This window comes from bacterium (genome assembly GCA_026708055.1).
Taxonomy (GTDB): Bacteria; Actinomycetota; Acidimicrobiia; order Acidimicrobiales; family CATQHL01; genus VXNF01.
Window position 1 is genome coordinate 71396 of record JAPOVS010000026.1, and the last position, 22361, is coordinate 93756.

Consider the following 22361-nt stretch of genomic DNA (forward strand, 5'->3'; position numbering starts at 1 on the left):
ACTACGCCTTCTTGACGGCGTTGCGGATGACGACCTGCCCGCCCCGGGGGCCGGGCACCGAGCCCTTCACCAGCAGCAGGTTGCGTTCGCTGTCGGCCTTGACAACCCTGAGGTTCAGCGTGGTGGTCCTGCGGGCGCCGTGATGGCCGGGCATCTTGCGCCCCCTGAAGATGCGCGACGGGGTGGCGCACTGACCGACCGCGCCGGGTGCCCGGTGGATCTTGTGGGCACCGTGGCTGGCCTTCTGGCCACTGAAGCCGTGACGCTTCATCACACCCGTGAAGCCCTTCCCCTTGCTGACGGCGGTCACGTCCACCAACTCGCCGTCGGCGAGAATGTCCACGGTGATCTCCTGACCGACGGCGTAGTCGCTCACGTCGTCGAGACGGAGTTCCACCAGCGTCCGGCCCGGTTCGCCGCCGTGGCGCTCGAAGTGGCCCCGCTCGGGGCTGTTCAGCTTGGCTGCGTCCGTGAAACCGCTGGTGACCTGCAGCGCCGAATAGCCGTCGGCCTCCGGCGTCTTGAGTTGCACGACCCGGCACGGCTCGACGCGCAGCACCGTCACCGGGACGACGCGGTCGCCGTCGTCCCAGACCTGGGTCATGCCCACTTTCTCGCCGATGATCGCCTTGGTCGCCATGTCCGGGTGTTGCCGCTCCACAGATTCGTGCCCGGGCGTGCCGGCGCCCTGACGCGAACGCTCCGCACGGGCCGGCCCGGCGGAGCGATTCTCGGTTTGCTGCGTGGTTCCTGCGGCCGGCGCCCGTGGCGCGTGACAGGCCTTCGCAGACGTCGATTGGTCCCCGGAGGTCGTTTCCGGGAAGCGACGCACTATACCGGCCAGGGCCGCGGATCCCCACGCACGGCCACTTGGCCCGGCGGCAACGACCTCGGCCTGCTCGGGTCAACCCCGAACGGACCGGCACCCGGACCGGCCAAGGCCGGGCATTCGACTCAGGGATGGCAGCTCGTGGGTTGGCAAGCGGTGTTGGGTGTGGTGGTGCAGGTGGTGGGGTCGGGGTCGGTGGGCTGACTCCCGGCGGTGGCCCTTTGGGGGGTGTGGTGGGCTGCGGGGCGAAGAACCGATTGACGGCGACGTGGTCGGGGATGTTGTCGGCGTCGAAGGTGAAGCCACCGACGACGTGGCATTCGTAGCGGTCCACGTTGTAGAAGTGGGTCGCGCAGCCGCTGATGCCGACGGTGACGGCGCCGTGGGTGATGCGCAGCGGTTTGAACGCTGCGGCGGCGAAGGGACTGTCGGCGAATCCGTTGGGCCCCCACGGTCGGGCGTGGCTGACGACGATGTCACCGGGGCGCAGCGTGACCGGCCCGCCGTGGCTGACGCGCAGCCCGGTGATGGTTCTGCCCCAGAACGCGAACCGCCAGTCGCCGCCGGCGGTGCCGCCGTAGTTGACCCAGCCGAACATGTCGGGTTCCACCGGGTGGGCGCCCGCCAGTGGTGAGGCCACGGCGGTGGATTCCGAGCCCAGCCCCCACGGCCGCCGGGGGTCGCGGGGCAGAGTCAGCGAACTGTGTTCGACGCCGAGGCCCACGCCGGGTGTTCCCCGGAGACGCAGGTGGTCGCCGCGGGTCATGCCCGCCACGGTGAACTCGACTCCGGCCACGTCCGCGATGGGCGGCATCACATGGCGTCGCAGGTTCGGGGCTCGGTGGTTGAGGTAATGCCAAGACGCTGGCGGCGCTGTGAGCGCCCCGGTCGCCGGGTCCCTTGTGAACGTGGAACGTACGAGCACTGCCATCCAGGTGCTGTTGTATGAGACGGGAAACGCGGCGGAGTCGTCCCAGCGCAACTGCCAGCGACCCAGGGCATCGTCGAGGGTCAGATTCTGCACCGCCGGCGGGTGATAGAGAGAACGGTCAATACGTTCCCGGTCACGCGAGGGGGCTCTCCAATGACGTTGGGGAGAGCGGTACCGGTCCATCCCGCGGATGCCGCGCATTTCGCGGCGTTGTTGGCGTGGCAGGCGCGAGTATCGAAGACCCGGACGTAGCTGGTGTCGGTGTCCTCGAGTCCCGCCGGGCCGGCGGGACTCGCCGTGTCGAACGCGAACGGGGCGTAGCCGAGGCCCTTCCGCTCCGACGGGTCGGGATCGGCGTGGTCGGGCGCGAGCAGGTCATTCCAATCGCCGGCCGCGGTCATTATCGCCGGCACGAGCAGGCCGTCGCGGGCGCCGCCCTCGACACACACCGAGATCGCGTCGCCGACCAGCAGCGACGGATGCACCCCCACAGGTGTGTCGCAGGGGATCCCGTGCAGGTTCAAAGGGTTCGGGGCGTGCAGGTTCAGAGGATTCGCGGGAACATCGCCGTAGGGAAGCCAACGGCCGGGTTCGATGGCCATGAGCACACGGCCCCTGCTGAGGCACATCGGCGGCGACCCCGAGAATTGGCCCCCCTCGGGGTTAGGGGGTAAAGGGGCCGGGGGCTCGTTCCGGGGGTCGCCTTCGGGGAACGGGGTGGTGCGGATGTTGGCCAGGAACCGGTCCCACATCTCGTTCTCGGCGTCGGTCAGCGGTGCCCGGAAATCGCAGCTCGTAATGCCCCCGCCCTCGTTGACGCGGCAAACCCGACGGCCGAGCGGGGAAGGTGCCTCCTCGCCGGTCCCAGACACGATGAGCAGGATCGTGGCTCGGGATGGATCGCGGAACGCGTAGAAGCTCTGAAGTTGGGTCGGCAGGTCTTGAGGCGCTCCCGGCTCCGGGGTTACCGACACACTGCCGCCGTAGCTGATGCGGGCTCCTTCGGGGATCTCGACGAAGAGCGGCCAATGCCTGTAGATGTGTCCGGGCCGGAGAGTGTCACCCTTGTGCCAGCTGCCGGCGCTGTCGGTGTCTTCGATGATCTCGATGCTGACGGTGCGGGTGGCGGTGTTGCCGGCGGCGTCGCTGGCGGAGACGATGAAGGTCTTGGGGCCCGACTCGACGACGTTGGCGTCGGGGTCGGAGAGGTCGGCGCCCTCGGTGGCGCACGAGACGTCGGCCACGCCCGCGGCGCCCTGGTACGTGCCGCCGAGGAAGCCCACGGTGTACGGACCGGCGCCAACGAATCCCCCCAGCGCACCGCCAGTGAATCCAACGACGCCGACACCAACACCAGCCCACCGGCGGCCGCCTCCGCCGCGCCCGCCGCCACCATCTCCCCCACCGGCACATCCCCCACCGCCACCACCTCAAAAACAGGCACCATCTGCTCGCCCGCCGAGCCGTCCACCGCAACCGAACCCGACCCACCAGCAGGCGCGCACGCCCCCACAATCACCGACAAACCCACGAACACGCCACAAACCCTGCGCCGCACCCCGATCTCCCCCTGGGCAACTCCCAGCACCCAAGCTAATCATCTCGGGGTTCATTCTGAGGTCGGCCTTCCAACAGTTCAGCGCTTACTCGCTGAGCGTTGTCCCAATGCCGCGCAACTCCCGTCGTGGGAGAGCAAGCCGGCGCCACCGGGTCAGCCTGGGGGACCGAAGGCGATCCTCGTTCACTCCCTCCCCGGATGGTCGATAAGCCGGTCAGGTGAACGGGATCGGCGTCTGGACCCACCAGGGCCGGTCGCTGGTGCGGATCTCCGTCACCCACTTCACCCACCACAGCCCACGGCGCCCGGGCGCCACGAGGCGGGCCGGGAAGCCGTGGCCCCGTGACAGGGGCTCGCCGCCGACGGAGTGGGCGAGGATCATGTGGCGTGCGTCGCTGAGCGGGAAGCGCCGTGCGTAGCCCGTGGCCGAGCGGACCTCGAGGCTGCGGCCCGACGTCTCCGGACCGAGCAGGGCGGTCAGCGGAACGCCCGTCCACGTCTGGGTGCTGTACCAGCCGCTGGTGCAGTCCAGCGTGGCCTCGGTCGTGCGGCTGTGGGCGACCAGCTCCCGGTAGCCCACGTCCCGGTTCACCGAGCCCCGCAGGCGCAGCACCCAGTCCTCGGGGCCGATCGTCGGCGGGGAGTCGTCGAGCCACTGCACCACGGGCATCCGCCGCGGGTCGCCCGAGCCCACCTCGTGGCTGCCGGTGAAGCGTCGCTCGGCGGCGAAGAACCGCTCGAAGCCCCCTCGCGCCAGCAGCGCCACGCCCGCCACGGCCAGCGCCTGCAGCGCGGTGCGCCGGGACAGGTCCACCGGGCGGACCCGCTGGGGCCGGCCCACGACGTGCCACACCGCCAGCGGCACCGCCGCGAAGGCGAAGATCAGGTGCAGGCCGATCGCCGACCACACGCCGATCGCCTGCCAGAACCCGAGCGCGTGCACGACCCCGGTGGCGAACGCCCCGGTGACGCAGACACCCAGCGCCATCGAGGCGTAGCGGCTGGGGCGCCGCCGGCGCAGGCCCCGGCGCACGACGGGGATCTTCGGGCGGGCCAGCACCAGCACCGTGAAGCCCACGACGCCGTGCATGACCACGATCCAGGCGGTCGAGGTGCCTCCCAGCAGGAACGAACTGCCACCGGTCACCCACGCCAGCACCAGCATCACCAGCAGCGCCAGATTGGTCTTGCGGCTGCGCGTCCCGGCCCGTTCGGGGCCGGGCAGCCGGAGGCGGGACCATCGGCGAACCGGCAGTTCAGAGGTGGGCCGATCGGCTGCGTGCACTCGCCGTCGAGACTACCGACCGGTCCCGCAGCGCGGGTGGCGACGAACGGGCGACCCCGGCCCGCAGCGCCTACGGTGGGCGGACCAGACGAGACCATGCACCGAAGCACCCAAGGAGGCACCGTGCGCGCCATCCGAATCTCAGAACACGGCGGCCCCGAGGTCCTCTCCCTCGCCGAGCTGCCCGAACCCGCCCCGGGCGCCGATCAGGTGGTCGTCGAGGTCGCCGCGGCGGGGGTGAACTTCGTGGACACCTACCAGCGCAGTGGACTGTATCCCATCGACCCGCCTTTCACTGCCGGCCTCGAGGGGGCCGGGGCGGTGACCGCCGTCGGCGAGGGTGTCTCCGACGTGGCGGTGGGCGACCGTGTGGCGTGGTGCGGCGGCCAGGGCTCCTACGCCGAGAGCTGCGCGCTGGACGCCGCCGGGGTGGTGCCGGTCCCCGAGGACGTCTCAGCTGACACCGCGGCGGCGACGATGCTGCAGGGCCTGACAGCGCACTACCTGGCGGTCGACACGTTCCCGCTGGCGGCCGGGCACCGCTGCCTCATCCACGCCGGCGCAGGCGGGACGGGCCTGCTGCTGATCCAGATGGCCAAGCGCCTCGGCGCCGAGGTGTTCACGACCGTCGGCACGCCGGCCAAAGGCGAGTTGGCCACCGCAGCGGGCGCCGACCATGTGATCCTCTACAACGACGTGGACTTCGCCGAGGCGATCGTCGACATCGCCGGGCCGCGGCCGCTCGACGTGGTCTACGACGGGGTCGGGGCGGCCGTGTTCGACGCCAGCCTGGGTCTGCTGCGGCGCCGCGGCACGATGGCCACCTTCGGCAACGCCTCCGGGCCGGTGCCGCCGATCGCCCCGCTGCGGCTCTCCCAGGAGGGATCGCTCTTCCTCACCCGCCCCACCCTGTGGGACCACGTCGCCGAGCGCGCCGACCTGCTCGCCCGCTCCGGGGACCTGTTCGACTGGATCCGCGACGGAATGGACGTCCGCATCGGCCTGGAACTCCCCCTCGCCGACGCCGCCGAGGCCCACCGCCGCCTCGAAGGCCGCGCCACCACCGGAAAGATCCTGCTGAGGCCGTAGCGCCGCAATACGAGAGACAACAACGGCCCCGTCCGTCTCGCCGGGTGCTTCCGGGCCGCGTGCCTCGTCGGTGATCCGGTCGAGTTCTCGGCGCGTCCGGCGAGGACGCCGTGCGGACCCTCGTTCGACAGCCACACCAGCCCCGACAGCGCAGTCCTGGCTCTGTTCGACGAATGGAACAGGCGCCGCGTAGCGGGCACCGACCTGATCGCACACGACTGACCCTCCAAGTCGCTCTAGTTACGTGTGACAGATCGCGCAACTAATCCTCTCCAGAACGCGCAGGAAGTAGGCTCTGAACTGTGCAGGCGGCGTTCCTCAGCCCCGGTGGCCGGTGGATGTGAGCGATCCGGCACTGGGGCCGGACAGCAGCCTCAGGCTCTCCGACGAGTTGCCGGTGCTCACCTCGGCGGCGCCGGGCGGGACCGACGCGTACATCCCGCGGTTCGTAGATGCCCGCATGCGGCGGGCTCTGGCGCGGTCGGGCGCGGTCGAGCTGCGCGGCCCGCGCGGCGTCGGCAAGACCACCACCGCCCTGCAGGTGGCGCGCACGGTGTTCGCCTGCCAGAACCCCGACACCGCGGCCGCCGTGCGCGGCGACCCGCGCTCGGCTCTGCTGGGGCAGCGGGCGCCTGTACTGATCGACGAGTGGCAAGAGGTTCCCGAGGTGCTCTGGGCGGTGAAGGAGCACCTCGACACGTCGAACGTTCCGGGGCGGTTCATCATCACGGGGTCAGTCCGCGGCCACGAAGGGGAACAGTCACCGCTGACGGGACGGGCCGAGGCCATCGACCTGTTCCCGTTATGCGTGGCGGAACGGCGCGGACTCGCCACCGTGCCGCTCGTCGAGAGATTGTTCGCCGGCCGCGACATCGAGGCCGCCGACACCGACCTCGGCGTCAACGACTACATAGACATCGCCTTGGAGAGCGGCTACCCCAACACGATGAGCGAGTCCGACGCGGCGGCGCGGGCCGCCCGGCTGCGCAACCGGATCGACGGCACCGTCAACGTGAACGGACTCGTCGGGCGGCACGACCGCTCCAAGTTGGCGGACTTCGTCGCCGCCTACGCAATGCACTCCGGCGGGGTCGTGCCCCTGCAGAGGCTCTGCGACGACGTGGGCATCTCGTCCAACACCGGTCGGGCGTACCTGGGTCTTCTGTCGCGGACCTACCTCGTGGCAGACGCCCCGTCGTTCCACCACAATCGCATCAGCCACCTGCGGCGGTCGCCCAAACGCCTGATGGTCGACGCCGGACTGCTGGCGGCGGCCTGGGGCACCGGCGCCGAGGTCATAGCCCGCAGCGCCGACCTGCGCGGGCGGCTGCTCGAGACGTTCGTCGCGGCGCAGCTGCGTGCCGGGATGCTCGCCTCCGCTGTGCCCTACAAGCTCCGACACCTGCGCCGGAATGACCGGGAAGTGGGCTTCGTCCTAGACGGGGGCATCCATGGAGCGGTCGCGCTGGAGGTCAAGGCGGGCGTGTACGGCGGGCGCCCCGAGGCGCGGCATCTCTTCTGGCTCCGGGAGCAACTCGGGGAGTCCTTCACCGCCGGCGCGGTGCTGCACACCGGCCGCCGGCCGCCGCAACCGCTCGACGACGCACCGAGGGGCCGCATCTGGTCTGCGCCGATCTCGGCACTCTGGAGCTGAACCTCTGCCGGTGGCCGCCCCACGGCTAGCCCGTCGCAATTACCGGGGGAGTCAGCCGCCGGAATACTCTGGATCTCGTGGTGGCAAGATTGCCGCGCGGCCTTTGGCCGCGGCGGCCTCTATTGCGCGTCGTGCTGCTTCTGGCAGTGGCGTTCGTGGCAATCGTTGTGGCCGCGGTCGTGTTCGCAGGACCGCGCGCGGGCACCGAACCAGCGGCCGTTGCCGCCGGCGTCTCCGACACACCCACAACCGAGGCCGACGACGCGACCCCTCCGCAGCCCGCCCCCGCGGCGGCGCAGAACACAGCCCCGCCGGCCGCGGCCGCAACGCCGCCTCCTGCCGCCGCTACGAGCGCCGCCGGCGTCTCGTCGGATCCGGGCGGCGTCAACGAGCTCATCGCGCAGCTGCGGCCGCTGGTGGCCGAGCCCGCTGCGGCGATCCCTGACTACGACCGCGACCATTTCGCCGGCTGGCTGGACCGCGACGGCGACTGCGTGAACACGCGCCACGAGGTGCTGCAATCCGAGGCCGCGAGGTTCTCCATGGCACCGTCGGGCTGCTCGGTGGCCTCCGGGCAGTGGTTCGATCCTTACACCGACCGCACCTACACGAATCCCCGCGACCTCGACGTGGACCACGTCGTGGCTCTCGCCGACGCCTGGGTCTCGGGCGCCTGGGCGTGGGCCGACGAGCTGTTGGACCGGTTCAGCAACGACCTCGGCAACCTCAACGCCATCGCCGCCGGCGAGAACCGCTCCAAGTCCGCCCGCGGGCCCGCCGACTACAGCCCCAGCGCCGCGGGCGCACGCTGCGAATACCTGGTGCAGTACGCCACGGTGAAGATCCGCTGGCAGCTCTCGATCACTCCCGCGGATTTCGCGGCGACCGAACGAGGACTCGCCGGCTGCGACCTGGAGGCGGGCGCGGCGGGCGGCATCGACCCGGTGGCCCCCAAGACCGCGGCCGCCCCGAGAGCGACGACGACCACCACGGCGCTGCCCGGCTGCCACCCGGACTACGAGCCGTGCCTGCCGAACCTCCCCGGCGACGCCCTGAACTGCGGCGACCTGACCCGCGAGCAGAGGCCCGTCACGGTCCTGGTGCCCGGCGAAGATCCCTACCGGCTGGACCGCGACGGCGACGGCAGGGGCTGTACGAGCTGACCCGACATCCCAGCGGACGGGTCTTCAAGAGCCGGCTGCGCAACGCACTCGATGACCACCTCTGCATTCCCCGAAGCCCGAATCCAGTGCGCAGCGGCCCGCTTGCCCCCGCCGACGGACCACTCAGCACTCTCCTGGTCAGGAACTCGCCGTGCGGGGCGAAGCGCCACCCCCCATGAACCGACCCGACTAGCGCCGGAGGTAGCGTCAGAGCATGGCCGAGCAGCCGGTTCACCACATGTGGTCGCCGATCACCGACCTCAGCGACGACGACCTCGCGAGAGTAAGCGGCGAACTCCCGGCCCTCATGGCGGTGTGGGCCGAGGCACGTGGGGAACTCGACGAACGCCAGGTGGAGGAGTTCAACGACCGTCTCAACCGGGAGTGGGCGATCGAGACCGGCATCATCGAGCGCATCTACACCCTGGACGAGGGAACGACGCGCCTGCTCATCGAACAGGGCATCGACGCGTCGTTCATCGCCCACGACGACAGCAACGGAGGCTCCCCCGAACTCATCGCCGGGATCATTCGCGACCACCAGGAGGCGGTCGAGTGGTTGTTCGAGATCGTCCGCCAGAAGCGGCCCCTCACCACCTCGTTCACCAAGGAACTCCACCACCTGATGACCCGCAAGCAGACGCCCGCCGACGGTGTCGACATGTTCGGGCGCGCCACCAGGATCGAGCTGCGCCACGGCGAATACAAGAAGCGACCCAACAACCCGACCCGCTCCGACGGGGCGACGCACGAGTACTGCCCCCCCGAACACGTCGCTGCCGAGATGGATCGGCTGATCAAGATCCACAACGAGCACATCGTCCTGGAGGTGCCGCCCGACCTCGCGGCGGCGTGGCTGCACCACCGGTTCATCCAGATACACCCGTTCCAGGACGGCAACGGCCGCGTGGCCCGCGCGATCGCGTCCCTTGTCCTGCTCCGCGCCGGCTGGTTCCCGCTGGTTGTCCGCGCCAAGGAGCGAAGCAGCTACATCAACACCCTCGAAGCCGCCGACACCGGCGACATCGGCCCGCTCACCGAACTCGTCGGAACCATTCAGAAGCGGGCCTGCCGGGCCGCCCTGAGCATCCTGGGCGAGGTTGAACGAGAGGAGGCCCGTCTCGAACAGATGATCGACGCCATCGGAGAATCATTCGACTCCCGCGACCGGGGACTCAGGGCTGAGACGGCACAGGCCAAGGAGACCGCCGGCCACCTCCACGAGATCGCAATCGCCAAGTTCGAAGATGTCTGCGACGGGCTCGCGTCTCGAATCGGCCGGGAGGCAGCCGACCGTGACTTCTTCGTGATCGACGGACGGGACGAGGATCCCGAGCGGCGCACCTGGTTTCGCCACCAGGTCGTCGACACAGCTCGACAACTCGATTATTTCGCGAACCTTCGCGACTACCACGCCTGGGCGCGGCTCACATTCAAGACCGAGTCCGGGCATTCGGACATCCTGCTCTCGTTCCACACCGTCGGACGGGACTTCCGAGGCGTGGTCGGCGCCTCGATGTGCTTCTACCGCCGTCAGGCCTCCGGCGGCGAGGAAGCCGCCCGGCAGGTGGTCGAACTGCCGACTGTCTCCGAAGACCTCTTCCAGATCAACTACAAGGAAGACCTCGACGAGGCAGAACGGCGGTTCGGCCCCTGGCTGGAGCGCGCCCTCGTCAAGGGTCTCGACCAGTGGCGCCGCGGCGAATAGGACCTCTCCGTACTCACCGGCCCGTGGCAACTCGACCGGCGGGCGACCTCGGGCAGCGACTCCCGGCGAGGGCCTTCGCCGACACCACGGCCGCCGCCGAGCGGAGTCACTCGACCGATCGGGGGACTCGTCAGTAGCAGGGGACCCCTCGCAGTCCGGCTTCGAGTCCGGCGAGTTGGAACACGGCGCCTCCGACGGACTCGCCGTCGAAGTTCTCGACCCGGATCGTCAACTCGTCGGCGCGAAGGGCCGATCCCACGAACGACCGCGGCGAGCGCGCGAACGCCGCTGCGAACGAGACGGACCCGTACCAGCCTTCGCTGACCCAGCCTCCGTCGTCGAACCGGTACGCGGCGGCGATCTCACCGGTGCGGAGGTTCGCGGCGAGGAAGGAGTCCCACCACACGAAGACCGCCAACTCACCGGCGCGACAGGTGATCACCAGAGCAGGCGGAGCCTCGGCCCCCGAAGCGTCCTCGTACTCGTAGTGCTCGGAGGCGTTGATCAGATGCGGCTCACTCCGGCCGGCCCCTGCGTCGAGTCGCCAGGCCCCAAGCTCTGCGGGAGTCGCCGCCCGGAGACCTTGACGGCGGGCACGGGGCATGACCTCTTGAACCGTGGCCTCCGTGACGGCGAAGACCACTCCCTCCACGTCGACCCTCGCCACCTTCCACGAGACAAGGCCGATCACCTCGCCGCAGGTGCTGATGAGCGGGCCGCCGCTGTTGCCGGGATTCGCGGCCGCGTCGGTCTGCAGGTACGTGATGTGCTCGTGGTCGTTGTCGCGCCACTTCGCGGACAGGAGGCCGCTGACGATCGACGCTGCGCCGTCGGTCTCGAACAGCGGATAGCCGACGACGGCGACAGTGGCACCGCGCCCGAGCAACGACACGTCGCCGAAGCGCATGGCCGGGACGCCGGCGCCGTCGGCACGCAGGATCGCCAGGTCGCTGGGCGTGTCGACTCCCGCGACCTGCACCTGCTGGAAGGTCCGTTCGTGGTTCTGCAGACGGATCGTCCGGGCGCCCGCGACCACGTGCGCGGCGGTCAGGAACTCGTCGTCGCCGACGTAGAAGGCCGTGCCGGCACCGGTGCCGCTCCTCGTCGTCACGACGACCTGGAACACCGACGGGAGGATCTGCGACATGGTGCGTTCGAACGTGCAGGACGAGGCGTCCGGCGGTGCGGTCGTGCCGGTTGCCGGTGGTGAGGCGGCATCGAGCGGTGTCGTCGAGTCGCCGACGGTGTAGGTGGATGCGTACAGCCAGCGGCCGACGGTGGCGGTGTCGTACGGGAAGTTGCGCGCAGCGGGCAGCCACTGCCGGTCGGCACCGACCTGCAGGGCGAACTCCACCTTGCCGTTGGCGAGTTTGCGGGCCCTGACACGCACGTCGTTGCCGTCGCTCATGCCGTACGGCGAGGCCCGGAGCCAGCGGCCGACGTCGACGGTGGCGTAGGCGAAGAACCGGGCCGGCGGCAGCCAGATTTCGCCGCCGGCCACCTGGAGTCCGAACTCGATGTTCCCGTTGTCGAGCTTGCGGGCCGCGATGCGCACGCTCGAGGCCGCGTCCGCGCTGTCGCTGACGGTCTGAGCGTCGGCGGAGCCCAGGCCGACGGCCACCAGCACAGCGCCCAGCAGGCAGACCAGCAGCACGGCGGCGACGAGTCGCCGGCTGGTGACCCGTCTCGTGGCCTTCCTCATCGCGGGCTCCAGCGGTCGATGCTCCGGGACAGATCATCGCACATCGCAGTGACAGCCCCCCGAACGCGCCCGCCGCGCCGCGACAGCCGCGAGCCGCACTCGGGGCCGCAAGGCCCGCCTGCGGCGATCAGCGCCCGAAGTCGAAGGTGCTGATCTCGACGAGTTGGTCAGCGACGAGGCCGACGGCTGCTTCGAACAGGTCCTTGCCCGCCTCGGCGGTCGCGCCGGTGGGGTCGCCGATGTGGCCGTCGGGGCCGAAGTCGTCGGACAGCCAGCCGAACGTCGCGAGGCCGCCGAAGCGCACGTGCGTCTGGTCGGCCAGCGCCTCGGGCACCCGCCGGACGGCGCGGTCCATGTGCACGAGTTCGGGGTGCAGGTGCAGCATCACCGAGGTCTCGTCGTGGCCGCCGTGGATGCCCATTCCCAGCTCGTTCGCAGAGCTGGGGCGCCCCCCGTGGTCGGGCGGCACGAATGGATGCACCAGGAACGTACGGAGACCGAAGCGACGGCGCAGTTCCCGGCAGGCCACGGCCAGCAGTGCCGTGTTGCCGCCGTGGGCGTTCAGGAACACGAGCCGCTCGGCTCGCGTCGCCGCGACCGACCGTCCCACGTCGGCGGCAACCGCCAGCAGCGTCTCGGCGGACAGCCACAACGAGCCCGGCGACCAGGCGTGCTCGTCGGACTTGGAGACGGACAGCGTCGGCAGCAACCAGGCATCGGCCTCCTCACCGCAGCGGGCGACCGCGGCGCGCCCCGCCTCGTCGGCGACCACATGGTCGACCGACAGCGGAAGGTGCGGCCCGTGCTGCTCGACGGCGCCGATCGGCCACACCAGCACGGAGCCGGCACCGATGCGCTCGGCGATCTCGGGTGCGGTGAGGTTCTCCAGCCGACGCGGCGCGCTCGGGTCCGTGCCGGTGCCCATCGCGGTCACGCTACCGGCAGCGCGCGGGGCTGCCCTCGGTCGGCTCCCCTGCCAGGCCGACTCGATGTCTGCGGGGTGGGATCCCCGCACCCGTCACAGCGACCGGGTGACGACCGAGGCGACGTTGCGGCCCGAGGCGCCCCAGACGCCCGCGCCGGGGAAGGTGGCCGCGCCGGCGCAGAACAGGCCGCGGATCGGCGTGGTGTAGCGGGTGAGGTGCCGGGGACGGCCGAGCAGCGCCGACAGGGGCGAACCCGTGAACGACGCGGCGTGGCCCCGCGGCATGCCGAACTGCTGCTCGTAGCTCAGCGGCGTCATCACCCGACGGTCGAGGATGGACTCGACGAACCCCGGCTGCACCCACTCGCCGAACCGCTCCAGCCAGCGTTCGGGCTCGGCGCTGTCACTCCAGCCGCCGGCTAGTTCGTACGGCGTGTAGAGAATCTCGAGGCTGAACACCTCTCCGCCCCCGGGCGGGCGCATTTCGGCGTCGAGCACCGACGGGACGTTGGCGAGGAACACCGGATCCGTCGCCACACGCCCCGCCGCCGATGAGTTCAGTGCCGCTCGCAGACCGGCCAGGCCCGGCATGACGAAGGTCGTGGGTATCAGCGCCGCGTCGGCGTCGAGCCCGTCGACCGGCGCCCGGTAGACCGGGGTCCTCGCCAGCGTGGCGTCCACCTTCGACTCGTAGCCGTCCTTGCCGGCCGGTCCCCAGATCTGCTCGAAGCGCTCCGGGAGTCCGGCGCCTTCCAGCGCCACCGCCGCGGGGTCGCAGGCGACCACCACCGATGCAGACTCGATCACCTCGCCGTCGGCCAGACGCACCCCCGCCACCCGGGCGCGCCTGCCCGCGTCGGCGGTCACGAGCACGCTTCGCACCGGCGCTCCGCAGCGGACCTGCCCGCCCGCCGCACCGAAGCAGCGGTTGACGGAATCGGTGAGTCCGCCGCTGCCACCGACCGGACGCCCCATGGCCACCAGGTGGCGGACCGCGCAGCCCATGACCCCCAGCCCGGTCCCAGGCGTGGAGCCGTCGAGGCCCCATACGACGGGGCCGGTCGCCAGCACCGGGAGCATCAGCGCTTCGTGGCCGAAGAAGTCGGCCAACAGGGACTGCGCCGAGCGTTTCGACCATGCCCACAGCCGGGACGCGGCGACCGCGTGCCGGCTCAGCACGTCGACCAGGGTGGACCGACCCGGCGTCTGCTGGGCGAGTTCGATGAGCAATTCGGCCACCGGGCGGGCGGCCCGGAAGAAACGGCGGTAGCCGTCGACTTCATCCGGGTAGATGCGACGCAGCCCCTCGAGGGTGGCCTCCAGGTCATGCCAGGTCACCCAGGGCGTGTGCCCGTCCCAGAAGCGGTACGCACCGACAGGGTCGACATCCAGGTAGCGCAGGCCGAAGCTCGCGAGATCCAGTTCCTCCGCGATGGGCATCGCCCGTACGAGGACGTGGTCACAGTTGCAGATGTTCACCCGGGCGCCCACCGCCTCCACGGTGGATGCGCACCCGCCCACAGTGGACCGGGCCTCCAAGAGCAGCGTCCGCAGGCCCGAGCGGGCCATGTAGGCGGCGGCAATGAGCCCGTTGTGACCCCCGCCGACCACGGTGACATCGACGGATCCGTTGAGGGACATTGCTCAGCAGTCTTCCAGGCGCCGCCGCATCATGCTGCCGAGTCGCTCGGCGAGCAGCGGCACCTCGGCGGTCTGCAGTTCGCCGTCCCGGACCACGACTTTGCCCGCGACGACGACATGACGGGGTCGCCGGCCCGGGTTGGCCCAGAGCAGGCCCGCCAACCGATCGCCGACGCCGGCGTCGGCCACGCCGGTCACGTCGAAGCAGCACAGGTCGGCGGCGGCGCCCTCCTCCAGATGGCCGAGTTCGGGCCGGCCGAGTCCGGCCGCCGATCCGGCGGTGGCCATGGCGAGGATTTCCCGTGCCGTGGGTGGCCGCGAGGTCAACCCCCCCACCTGCAGAGCCAGGCGGGCGTCGGCCAGCAGGTGGCCGGCGTCGTTGCTTCCGCCACCACTGGTGCCCAGACCCACCGCCACGCCGGCGTCCAGCAGGGATCCCACCTCCGCCACGCCCCAGCCCATCGGCACGTCGCAGCCGGGGGCGTGCGTGGCACGGGCGCCGGAGGCGGCGAATCGAGCCCGCTCGGCCGCGGTGATCTCGCAGAGGTGTGCCACGGTCACGTCGTCGGCCAGCCAACCCCACTCGTCAAGGAGGTCGAGCGGGCGCCGCCCCCAGCGCGCCGCGGCGCGCTCGGTGTCCACCTGCTCGTTGGCCTGCGTGCGGCGGCGGAGACGGTGCCGCGCCGCCACGCCGGCCAGCGCGGCGAACGTCTCCGGGCCATCGGAGTGCACGCCCGCGGGGCCGCAGGCGATCTGCAGCATCCCGTAGGGCTCGCCGGCACCGTAGCGATCGACGAGCGCCTCGACCGAGGTCGCCGCCACCTCGGGGTCGTCACCCGCCGTGCCCCGGACGAACACGAGGCGGGAACCCAACCTCTCGGCGGCGTCGATGGTGGCTGCGGCCAACTCGGTGGGATCCCGATCGGCGGGCCACGTGAGGTGATGATCGGCCACCGTCGTGACCCCGGCGAGCAGCCCCTCGGCGATGCCCACCGTGGCCGCGGCCGCGGCCAGATCCGGGTCGACGCCGGCGCGCCGGTAGTAGCCGCCCATCGTGGCCAACCAGCGGTCCATGCGCACGTGCCGGGTGCCCTCCAGCGTGCGGAAGGCGGACTGCAGCAGGTGGTGGTGGGCGTTGACGAGACCCGGGATGACAACGCACCCGGAGGCGTCGAGCGTCTCGCGCCCCGCCGGATCGCCGGGCGAGGACCGGCTCGCAGCACCGCTCCCGACACCGGCGACCACGCCGTCCTGGCAGACCACCTCCGCCCCGGCCAGCTCGCGGCGCCCCGTCCACACCAGTTCGGCACCGCACACCACCAACTCCATGCGGCGATGGTACGGCGCTCGGCGGCGCCGTGCCCGAATCAGGGTGCAGCCCTCGAGCGGACGCTCGGGAGGTTGCGCCATGAGAGTACTTGGCAGTAACGTGACAGTTGTCGGTCGTGAACGATCGAAGTTGAGAAGGGCCGAGACCAGGCCGGTTGAAGGACTTCATAACTGGTCTCGGCCCTTCCCTATTCGGAGGCGCGCCTCCAGGTGCCGAGTGTAACGAGTCTCTGAACTATCTGATATATCAATATGTTTCGTTCGCTCAGCGCCGGCCCTTGGGCGGGCGGCGCGAGTCTCAGGCGGCGTCGTGCAGGCGGGCGGCTCGGCGGGCCAGTTCCCGGTGCGCCGCCGCCAGGTCCACGCCCAGAAGTTCGCCGTCGGCGACCGTGTGCCGGCCCCCGACGAAGAGGTGCCGCACCCGCCGGTCGGGACCCAGCACCAGCGCCGTGACCGGGTCGGCGATGTCGGCCAGGTCGTCGGCCGGCCACACGGCGATGTCGGCGGCCATGCCCACCTCGAGCCGTCCCAGTTCGGCGCCGCGGCCCAGGCAGGCGGCCCCACCGGCGGCGGCCATCTCCAGCACGTCGGGGGGCATGAGCGCATCGGCCCGCGCCTCGCGCTGGCGGGCCGTGTAGAGAGCCTGGCGCAATTCCGGGAACAGGCCGCCCACCTCGTTGGAAGCCACCCCGTCCACGCCGAGGCCCACCGGCGATCCGGCGGTGCGCAGCCCCACGACCGGGCACATCCCGGCCGCCAGGCGGGCATTGGAGGAGGGGCAGTGGGCCACACCCACGCCCGCCGCGCCGAGGCGGCTGATCTCGGAGTCGTCGAGGTGGATGCCGTGCGCCAGCCACACGTCCTCGCCCATCCAGCCCCAACCCTCCAGCACCTCCACCGGCCGGCGCCCGAAACGCGCAAGGCAGTGCTGCTGCTCCTCCAGGGTCTCGACGAGGTGGGTGTGCAGGCGCAGTCCCAGGCGGCGGGCCAGTTCGGCGGCCTCGACCATCAACTCGGTGCTGACCGAGAAGGGGCTGCAAGGGGCGACGGTGATCGAGATCCACTCGCCGTCGTGGTACTGCGCCGCGAGGCGTTCGGTGGAGGTCCCGATGTCGTCGCGGTTCTCCACAAGATGATCCGGCGGCAGCCCACCGTGGCTCTCACCCAGGTCCATGGACCCGCGGGACAGCGCCAGGCGCACGCCCACCTCTCCCGCAGCCTCCACGATGGCGTCGAACACGGAGTCGTCGCCGCGGGGGACCACGTAGTGGTGGTCGAAGACCGTGGTGGCGCCGCTGAGGGCCAACTCGGCCAGGCCCACCCGTGCAGCAGCCCCCACGTCGGCGGCATCCAACTGCCCCCAGATGGGGTACAGCGTCACCAGCCAGCTGAACAGATCGCAGCCGTCGGCACGACCACGCGTCATCCACTGGTAGAGGTGGTGGTGGGTGTTCACGAAGCCCGCGGTGATGATGTCGCCGTCGCAGCGGATCACCACCTCGCCCGCCTCGGGGGCCACGTCCCCGACCGCCACGATGCGACCGGCCTCGATGGCCAGGTCGCCGGGCCAGCGCCCGCCCCGCAGCACGAGCCGTCCAGGGTTCTGCGTGCCGTTCATCGGTCCATCATGGCACCGCCGGCGCGGTGGAGACGCCGCGACGGACTAGGGCCGGAGCCGCAGAGCGGCCGGTCCCCGGGGTGCTCAGAAGGTGCCGCCTCCCGTGGCGGCGTGGGGATGGTTCTCGGTGAGGCCCGCAGAGGTCACCCGCACGAAGGCGGCATTGCGCCGGAACTCCTCGAGATCGGTGGCGTCGAGGTAGCTCATCGCGCTCTTCACGCCCCCGAGCAACTGGTGCAGCACCTTGGCGACCTCGCCCTGGTAGGGCACGAGACCCTCGACGCCCTCCGGGGCGCGGTGCTCGAAGTACTCGTCGTCCAGTTCGTCGCCGTGCCGCTCGGCCCGACTCTCCACGGCCTCCCGCGAGGCCATCCCCCTGATTCGCTTGACGAGGCCCTTCGCGGAGTGCTCCACCTCGCCGGGGCTCTCCTTGGTGCCGGCGAAGAGGCTGCCGATCATCACGGTGTCGGCACCGGCGGCCAAGGCCTTGGCGATGTCCCCGGAGGTCCTGATTCCGCCGTCGGCGATGACCGGGACGCCGCCGGCGCCCTCGACCGCGTCACCCAGGGCGGTCAGCTGCGGCACCCCCACCCCGGCGACCAGACGTGTCGTGCACACACCGCCCGGACCGACACCCACCTTGATGGCGTCGGCGCCGGCGCCGGCCAGGTCGGCGGCCCCGGCCGCCGTGGCCACGTTGCCGGCCACGAGGTCGACGTCTGCGAAGGTCTCCTTCAGCCGCTTGACGCCCTCGATGGCGTGGGTGGCGTGACCGTGGGCGATGTCCAGCACCAGCACGTCGGCGCCGGCGGCGACGCAACTCTTGGCTCGCTCCATCATGTCGTGGTCGGTGCCCACGGCCACCCCGACCAGCAGATCCTCCCCCGTCGCCTTGACCTTCTCGACCTCGAGGGCGTGGGCGTACGTGGGCAGGAACCGGTGGATGATCCCGATCCCGCCGAGGCGCGCCAAGGCGATCGCCATCTCCGACTCGCAGACGGTGTCCATGTTCGCCGCGATGATGGGCAGGCGCAGGTCGATGTGCCGGGACAGCCGGGTGTTGAGGTTCACCTGGCGCCGCGAGCGCACCCGTGAGCGGCGGGGCACCAGCAGCACGTCGTCATAGGTGAGCCCGATACGCACATCGTCCAGCGGCATGCGGGCACCTCCGAGACTACGGTCGGCAGACATTCAGCGGCGTGACCGGCACGCTCCCGATCGCACCGGCGAGAGGACGCCCTCAGTCTGCCACAGCACCGGTGCGGTCCGAGACGTCCGGCGAGCCGACGCGGGCCAAGAGGTGCTCGGCGGCCGCCCGCAGCGCGCCGGCGGCGGGCGTGTCGGGGAGCTCGGTCAGCGCCGCGGCCGCCCGGTCCGCCCACACCGAGGCCGCGGCGAACGCCTCCGGCACTCCCGACCCGGCGCGAATGATCCGGCGCGCCAGAGCGCTCCCCTCGGCGCTCAAGCCGGGCCCCAGGATCGAGCGCAGCTGCTGACCTGCTGGAGATTGGACGGCAAGCAGCACCGGCAGCGTGTAGTTCCCCTCGCGGAGGTCGTGGCCCGCCGGCTTGCCGAGCTCGTCGTCGCTGGAGATCACGTCGAGGATGTCATCGACGATCTGGAACGCCATCCCGTAGCTGTGCCCGAATTCCGAGAGCGCCTCGGTGAGCGGGGCCGGCAGCTCCGCCACGATCGCCCCCACCCGGCACGAGGCTGCGAGCAGCGACGCCGTCTTGCCGCCGATCGACAGCTCGTAGTCCTGCACCGTCCGGTCGCAGTTGTAGGCGTCCTGGTACTCGCGAATCTGCCCCTCGCAGAGCTTCCCGATCGTGGCCGCCAGCAGTTCGGCAACCTCGGTCCCGAGCGAGGCGGCGATCTGGCTGGCGCGGGCCAGCAGGAAATCTCCCACCAGGATCGCCGTGGCGTTGCCCCAGGTGGCGTTGACGCTCGCCACGTTGCGCCGCGTGATGGCACCGTCGATCACGTCGTCGTGATACAGCGACCCCATGTGCACCAGCTCGACCGCGACCGCTCCGGCGATGACACCGTCGCTACAGCTGCGGCCCTGCGGATCGGTTGTCCCGGCCGAAGCGATCGCCAGGCCCGGCCGGATGCGCTTGCCGCCGGCGCCGATGAGGTGGCGCGCCACCGTGGACAGGAAATCCAGGTCGGAGCGCACCTCGGCTCGGAGATGCAGCTCCGCCCGCGCCAGATCCTTGCCCAGGCTGGGAAGCACGAGGACAGGGTCGATCGCCGTCACGCTGCGAGGATAAGGCTGGATACCCCGCGAGAGACCTCACCTGTACACTTGGAATGCCCGCGGCAGCCGCGTTGTTGTAGTCAGGCAAGCGGCGCGGCGCGGACGTTTTGACAGTTGGAGGAGCCGATGTTCGAGAGATTCACAGATCGTGCTCGCCGGGTGGTCGTGCTGGCCCAGGAGGAAGCGCGGCTGCTGAACCACAACTACATCGGCACCGAACACATCCTGCTGGGCCTGATCCACGAGGGTGAGGGCGTGGCGGCGCGGGCGCTGGAGTCCCTCGGCATCTCCCTCGAGCGGGTCCGTGAACAGGTCGAAGAGATCATCGGCAAGGGCGGCACGCTGCCCAGCGGCCACATCCCGTTCACGCCCCGCGCCAAGAAGGTCCTGGAACTGTCGCTCCGCGAGGCCCTGCAGTTGGGCCACAACTACATCGGCACCGAACACATCCTGCTGGGGCTGATCCGCGAGGGCGAAGGGGTTGCCGCCCAGGTGCTCTCCAAGCTGGGTGCCGACCTGGCCAAGGTCCGCCAGCACGTGATCCAGTTGCTGTCGGGTTACGGCAGCAGCGGCGGGCGCGGCGAGAAGACCCCCGCGGGCGGCGGGCGCGGCAAATCCTCGGGAACCTCCCACGTGCTGGACCAGTTCGGCCGCAACCTCACCCAGTTGGCGAAGGACAACAAGCTCGACCCGGTGGTCGGGCGCATGCGCGAGACCGAACGGGTGATGCAGGTGCTGTCGCGGCGCACCAAGAACAACCCGGTGCTGGTCGGCGAGCCGGGTGTCGGCAAGACCGCCATCGTGGAGGGCCTCGCCCAGCGCATCGCGGCCGACAACGTGCCCGGCACCATCGAGAACAAGCAGCTCTACACGCTGGACCTCGGCGCCCTCGTGGCGGGGAGCCGCTACCGCGGCGACTTCGAGGAGCGCCTCAAGAAGGTCCTCAAGGAGATCAAGGGCCGCGGCGACATCATCCTGTTCATCGACGAACTGCACACCCTGGTGGGTGCGGGGGCGGCCGAGGGCGCCATCGACGCGGCCTCGATCCTCAAGCCCATGCTGGCGCGCGGCGAGTTGCAGACCATCGGGGCCACCACCCTCGACGAGTACCGCAAGCACCTCGAGAAGGACTCGGCCCTCGAGCGCCGCTTCCAGCCCATCAAGGTCGCCGAACCCAGTGTCGGCGACACCATCGAGATCCTCAAGGGGCTGCGCGATCGCTACGAGGCCCACCACCGGGTCACGATCACCGATCAGGCCCTGGTGGCCGCGGCGAACCTGGCCGACCGGTACATCTCGGACCGGCACCTGCCGGACAAAGCCATCGACCTGATCGACGAGGCCGGCTCGCGCCTGCACCTCAAGCGCATGGACATCCCCACGAACCTGCTGGAGATCGACGCCGAGATCGGTGTCGTGGCGACCCGCAAGCAGCAAGCCGTCGAGGAGCAGGACTTCGAGGAGGCCAGCCGCCTGCGCGACCGGGAGAAGGAACTGCTGACCCAGCGCGAGACGGCCGAGGCCGAGACGCGCAGCTCCGGCGTGGACCTGTTCGACGAGGTCGACGAGGAGGGCATCGCCGAAGTGCTGTCGGTGTGGACCGGCATCCCGGTCTACAAGCTCACCGAGGAGGAGACCGTCAAGCTGCTCCGCATGGAGGAGGAACTGCACAAGCGGGTCGTCGGCCAGAACAACGCCATCGGATCGGTCAGCCAGGCGATCCGCCGCACGCGTGCCGGGCTGAAGGATCCCAAGCGGCCCTCCGGCTCGTTCATCTTCCTGGGGCCGTCGGGCGTGGGCAAGACCGAGTTGGCCAAGACCCTCGCCGAGTTCCTCTTCGGCGACGACAACGCGCTCATCAGCCTCGACATGTCGGAGTACATGGAGAAGCACGCCGTCAGCAGGCTGATAGGGGCTCCCCCCGGCTACGTGGGCTACGACGAGGGCGGGCAACTCACCGAGGCGGTGCGCCGCAAGCCCTTCTCGGTGGTGCTGTTCGACGAGATCGAGAAGGCCCACCCGGACGTGTTCAACTCACTCCTGCAGATCCTGGAGGAGGGGCGACTCACCGACAGCCAGGGGCGCTCGGTGGACTTCAAGAACACCGTTCTGATCATGACCTCGAACCTGGGCACGCAGGACCTGCGCAAGGCCACGCTGGGTTTCGCCCGCGCCGACAAGACGGTGTCCTACGAGGCCATGAAGGAGAAGGTCACCGACGCCCTGAAGAAGCACTTCCGGCCCGAGTTCCTGAACCGCGTGGACGAGGTCATCGTGTTCCACGAGCTGAGCCCCGAGGAGGTCACCCGGATCGTGGACCTCATGGTGCGGCGAGTAGCCGACCAGTTGGCAGGCCAGGGCATGGGCCTCGAGATCACCCCGGAGGCCAAGGTGCTGCTCGCCGAGGAGGGCTACGACCCCACGCTCGGCGCGCGACCGCTGCGCCGGGCCATCCAGCGGCTCGTGGAGGATCCACTCTCGGAACAGCTGCTGCACCGTGAGTTCCGGGCCGGGCAGATCGTCATCGTGGACGCCACCGACGAGCCTCCCGAAGAGGACACCGGGGATGCCACGAACCCCGACGGCTCACCGAAGCGACGCATCGTCTTCAAGGCCGTCGAAGGCTTCGAACCCCCGCCCGCCGTCGAGGAGATGGTCGCCCACTGACC

The 22361-nt window shown here is 70.6% G+C and carries 16 protein-coding genes; 6 read left to right on the top strand and 10 right to left on the bottom strand.

The window, feature by feature from the left end:
- Position 1 precedes the first annotated feature (1 nt).
- Positions 2 to 640, bottom strand: coding sequence for a 50S ribosomal protein L3 (gene rplC, locus OXG55_04925; protein MCY4102600.1), 639 nt, complete (start codon positions 638 to 640; stop codon positions 2 to 4).
- A gap of 551 nt (positions 641 to 1191) precedes the next feature.
- Between rplC and OXG55_04930 the strand changes: the two genes are divergently transcribed.
- Entirely contained in the window at positions 1192 to 1410 is a 219-nt protein-coding gene (locus OXG55_04930) for a hypothetical protein (protein ID MCY4102601.1), read from the top strand.
- Positions 1411 to 1840: 430 nt separating this feature from the next.
- On the opposite strand, the gene OXG55_04935 is transcribed toward OXG55_04930, so the two are convergent.
- Positions 1841 to 3043 carry a hypothetical protein gene (locus tag OXG55_04935; GenBank protein MCY4102602.1) on the bottom strand — a complete coding sequence of 401 codons (1203 nt, stop codon included), beginning with the start codon at positions 3041 to 3043 and terminating at the stop codon, positions 1841 to 1843.
- Between the two features lie 489 nt (positions 3044 to 3532).
- Positions 3533 to 4603, bottom strand: a complete 1071-nt coding sequence (locus OXG55_04940) for a molybdopterin-dependent oxidoreductase (protein ID MCY4102603.1) — start codon at positions 4601 to 4603, stop codon at positions 3533 to 3535.
- A gap of 123 nt (positions 4604 to 4726) precedes the next feature.
- On the opposite strand from OXG55_04940, the gene OXG55_04945 reads away from it, so the two are divergent.
- The 4 genes from OXG55_04945 (at position 4727) to OXG55_04960 (ending at position 10217) form a co-directional block, all read left to right on the top strand.
- Positions 4727 to 5692 (top strand): quinone oxidoreductase, encoded by a 966-nt coding sequence (locus OXG55_04945; GenBank protein ID MCY4102604.1) that lies wholly within the window; start codon positions 4727 to 4729, stop codon positions 5690 to 5692.
- Positions 5693 to 6032: 340 nt separating this feature from the next.
- Complete coding sequence (locus OXG55_04950; GenBank protein MCY4102605.1) at positions 6033 to 7346, top strand: ATP-binding protein; 1314 nt, start codon at positions 6033 to 6035, stop codon at positions 7344 to 7346.
- A 131-nt stretch (positions 7347 to 7477) separates the two neighbouring features.
- Positions 7478 to 8509: an HNH endonuclease family protein gene (locus OXG55_04955; GenBank protein ID MCY4102606.1), complete on the top strand. Its 1032-nt coding sequence runs from the start codon at positions 7478 to 7480 to the stop codon at positions 8507 to 8509.
- Positions 8510 to 8723: 214 nt separating this feature from the next.
- The gene (locus OXG55_04960; protein MCY4102607.1) at positions 8724 to 10217 is read left to right on the top strand and encodes a Fic family protein; all 1494 of its coding nucleotides are present in this window, start codon (positions 8724 to 8726) and stop codon (positions 10215 to 10217) included.
- 130 nt (positions 10218 to 10347) lie between these two features.
- On the opposite strand, the gene OXG55_04965 is transcribed toward OXG55_04960, so the two are convergent.
- The 7 genes from OXG55_04965 to OXG55_04995 all read right to left on the bottom strand — a co-directional run bounded on the left by OXG55_04965 (position 10348) and on the right by OXG55_04995 (position 19692).
- A complete protein-coding gene (locus tag OXG55_04965; protein ID MCY4102608.1) occupies positions 10348 to 11919 on the bottom strand; it encodes a S1C family serine protease in 1572 nt (523 codons plus the stop codon).
- A 127-nt stretch (positions 11920 to 12046) separates the two neighbouring features.
- A complete protein-coding gene (locus OXG55_04970) occupies positions 12047 to 12844 on the bottom strand; it encodes a creatininase family protein (GenBank protein MCY4102609.1) in 798 nt (265 codons plus the stop codon).
- 93 nt (positions 12845 to 12937) lie between these two features.
- Entirely contained in the window at positions 12938 to 14485 is a 1548-nt protein-coding gene (locus OXG55_04975; GenBank protein ID MCY4102610.1) for an NAD(P)/FAD-dependent oxidoreductase, read from the bottom strand.
- Positions 14486 to 14488: 3 nt separating this feature from the next.
- Positions 14489 to 15814 (bottom strand): amidohydrolase family protein, encoded by a 1326-nt coding sequence (locus OXG55_04980; GenBank protein ID MCY4102611.1) that lies wholly within the window; start codon positions 15812 to 15814, stop codon positions 14489 to 14491.
- Positions 15815 to 16112: 298 nt separating this feature from the next.
- Positions 16113 to 17432 (bottom strand): amidohydrolase family protein, encoded by a 1320-nt coding sequence (locus OXG55_04985; protein ID MCY4102612.1) that lies wholly within the window; start codon positions 17430 to 17432, stop codon positions 16113 to 16115.
- 84 nt (positions 17433 to 17516) lie between these two features.
- Positions 17517 to 18590 (bottom strand): IMP dehydrogenase, encoded by a 1074-nt coding sequence (locus OXG55_04990; GenBank protein MCY4102613.1) that lies wholly within the window; start codon positions 18588 to 18590, stop codon positions 17517 to 17519.
- 82 nt (positions 18591 to 18672) lie between these two features.
- Positions 18673 to 19692, bottom strand: coding sequence for a polyprenyl synthetase family protein (locus OXG55_04995; protein MCY4102614.1), 1020 nt, complete (start codon positions 19690 to 19692; stop codon positions 18673 to 18675).
- 126 nt (positions 19693 to 19818) lie between these two features.
- Here OXG55_04995 and OXG55_05000 point away from each other — a divergent pair, with 126 nt between their 5' ends.
- Complete coding sequence (locus OXG55_05000) at positions 19819 to 22359, top strand: ATP-dependent Clp protease ATP-binding subunit (protein MCY4102615.1); 2541 nt, start codon at positions 19819 to 19821, stop codon at positions 22357 to 22359.
- Positions 22360 to 22361: the final 2 nt, after the last annotated feature.

Excerpts from the sequence above, each read along its gene's own strand:
- rplC (MCY4102600.1), bottom strand. The coding sequence starts at position 640 with ATGGCGACCAAGGCGATCATCGGCGAGAAAGTGGGCATGACCCAGGTC.
- OXG55_04930 (MCY4102601.1), top strand. The coding sequence starts at position 1,192 with ATGCCGACGGTGACGGCGCCGTGGGTGATGCGCAGCGGTTTGAACGCT.
- OXG55_04960 (MCY4102607.1), top strand. The coding sequence starts at position 8,724 with ATGGCCGAGCAGCCGGTTCACCACATGTGGTCGCCGATCACCGACCTC.
- OXG55_04965 (MCY4102608.1), bottom strand. The coding sequence starts at position 11,919 with ATGAGGAAGGCCACGAGACGGGTCACCAGCCGGCGACTCGTCGCCGCC.
- OXG55_04970 (MCY4102609.1), bottom strand. The coding sequence starts at position 12,844 with ATGGGCACCGGCACGGACCCGAGCGCGCCGCGTCGGCTGGAGAACCTC.
- OXG55_04975 (MCY4102610.1), bottom strand. The coding sequence starts at position 14,485 with ATGTCCCTCAACGGATCCGTCGATGTCACCGTGGTCGGCGGGGGTCAC.
- OXG55_04980 (MCY4102611.1), bottom strand. The coding sequence starts at position 15,814 with ATGGAGTTGGTGGTGTGCGGTGCCGAACTGGTGTGGACGGGGCGCCGC.
- OXG55_04985 (MCY4102612.1), bottom strand. The coding sequence starts at position 17,432 with ATGAACGGCACGCAGAACCCTGGACGGCTCGTGCTGCGGGGCGGGCGC.
- OXG55_04990 (MCY4102613.1), bottom strand. The coding sequence starts at position 18,590 with ATGCCGCTGGACGATGTGCGTATCGGGCTCACCTATGACGACGTGCTG.
- OXG55_05000 (MCY4102615.1), top strand. The coding sequence starts at position 19,819 with ATGTTCGAGAGATTCACAGATCGTGCTCGCCGGGTGGTCGTGCTGGCC.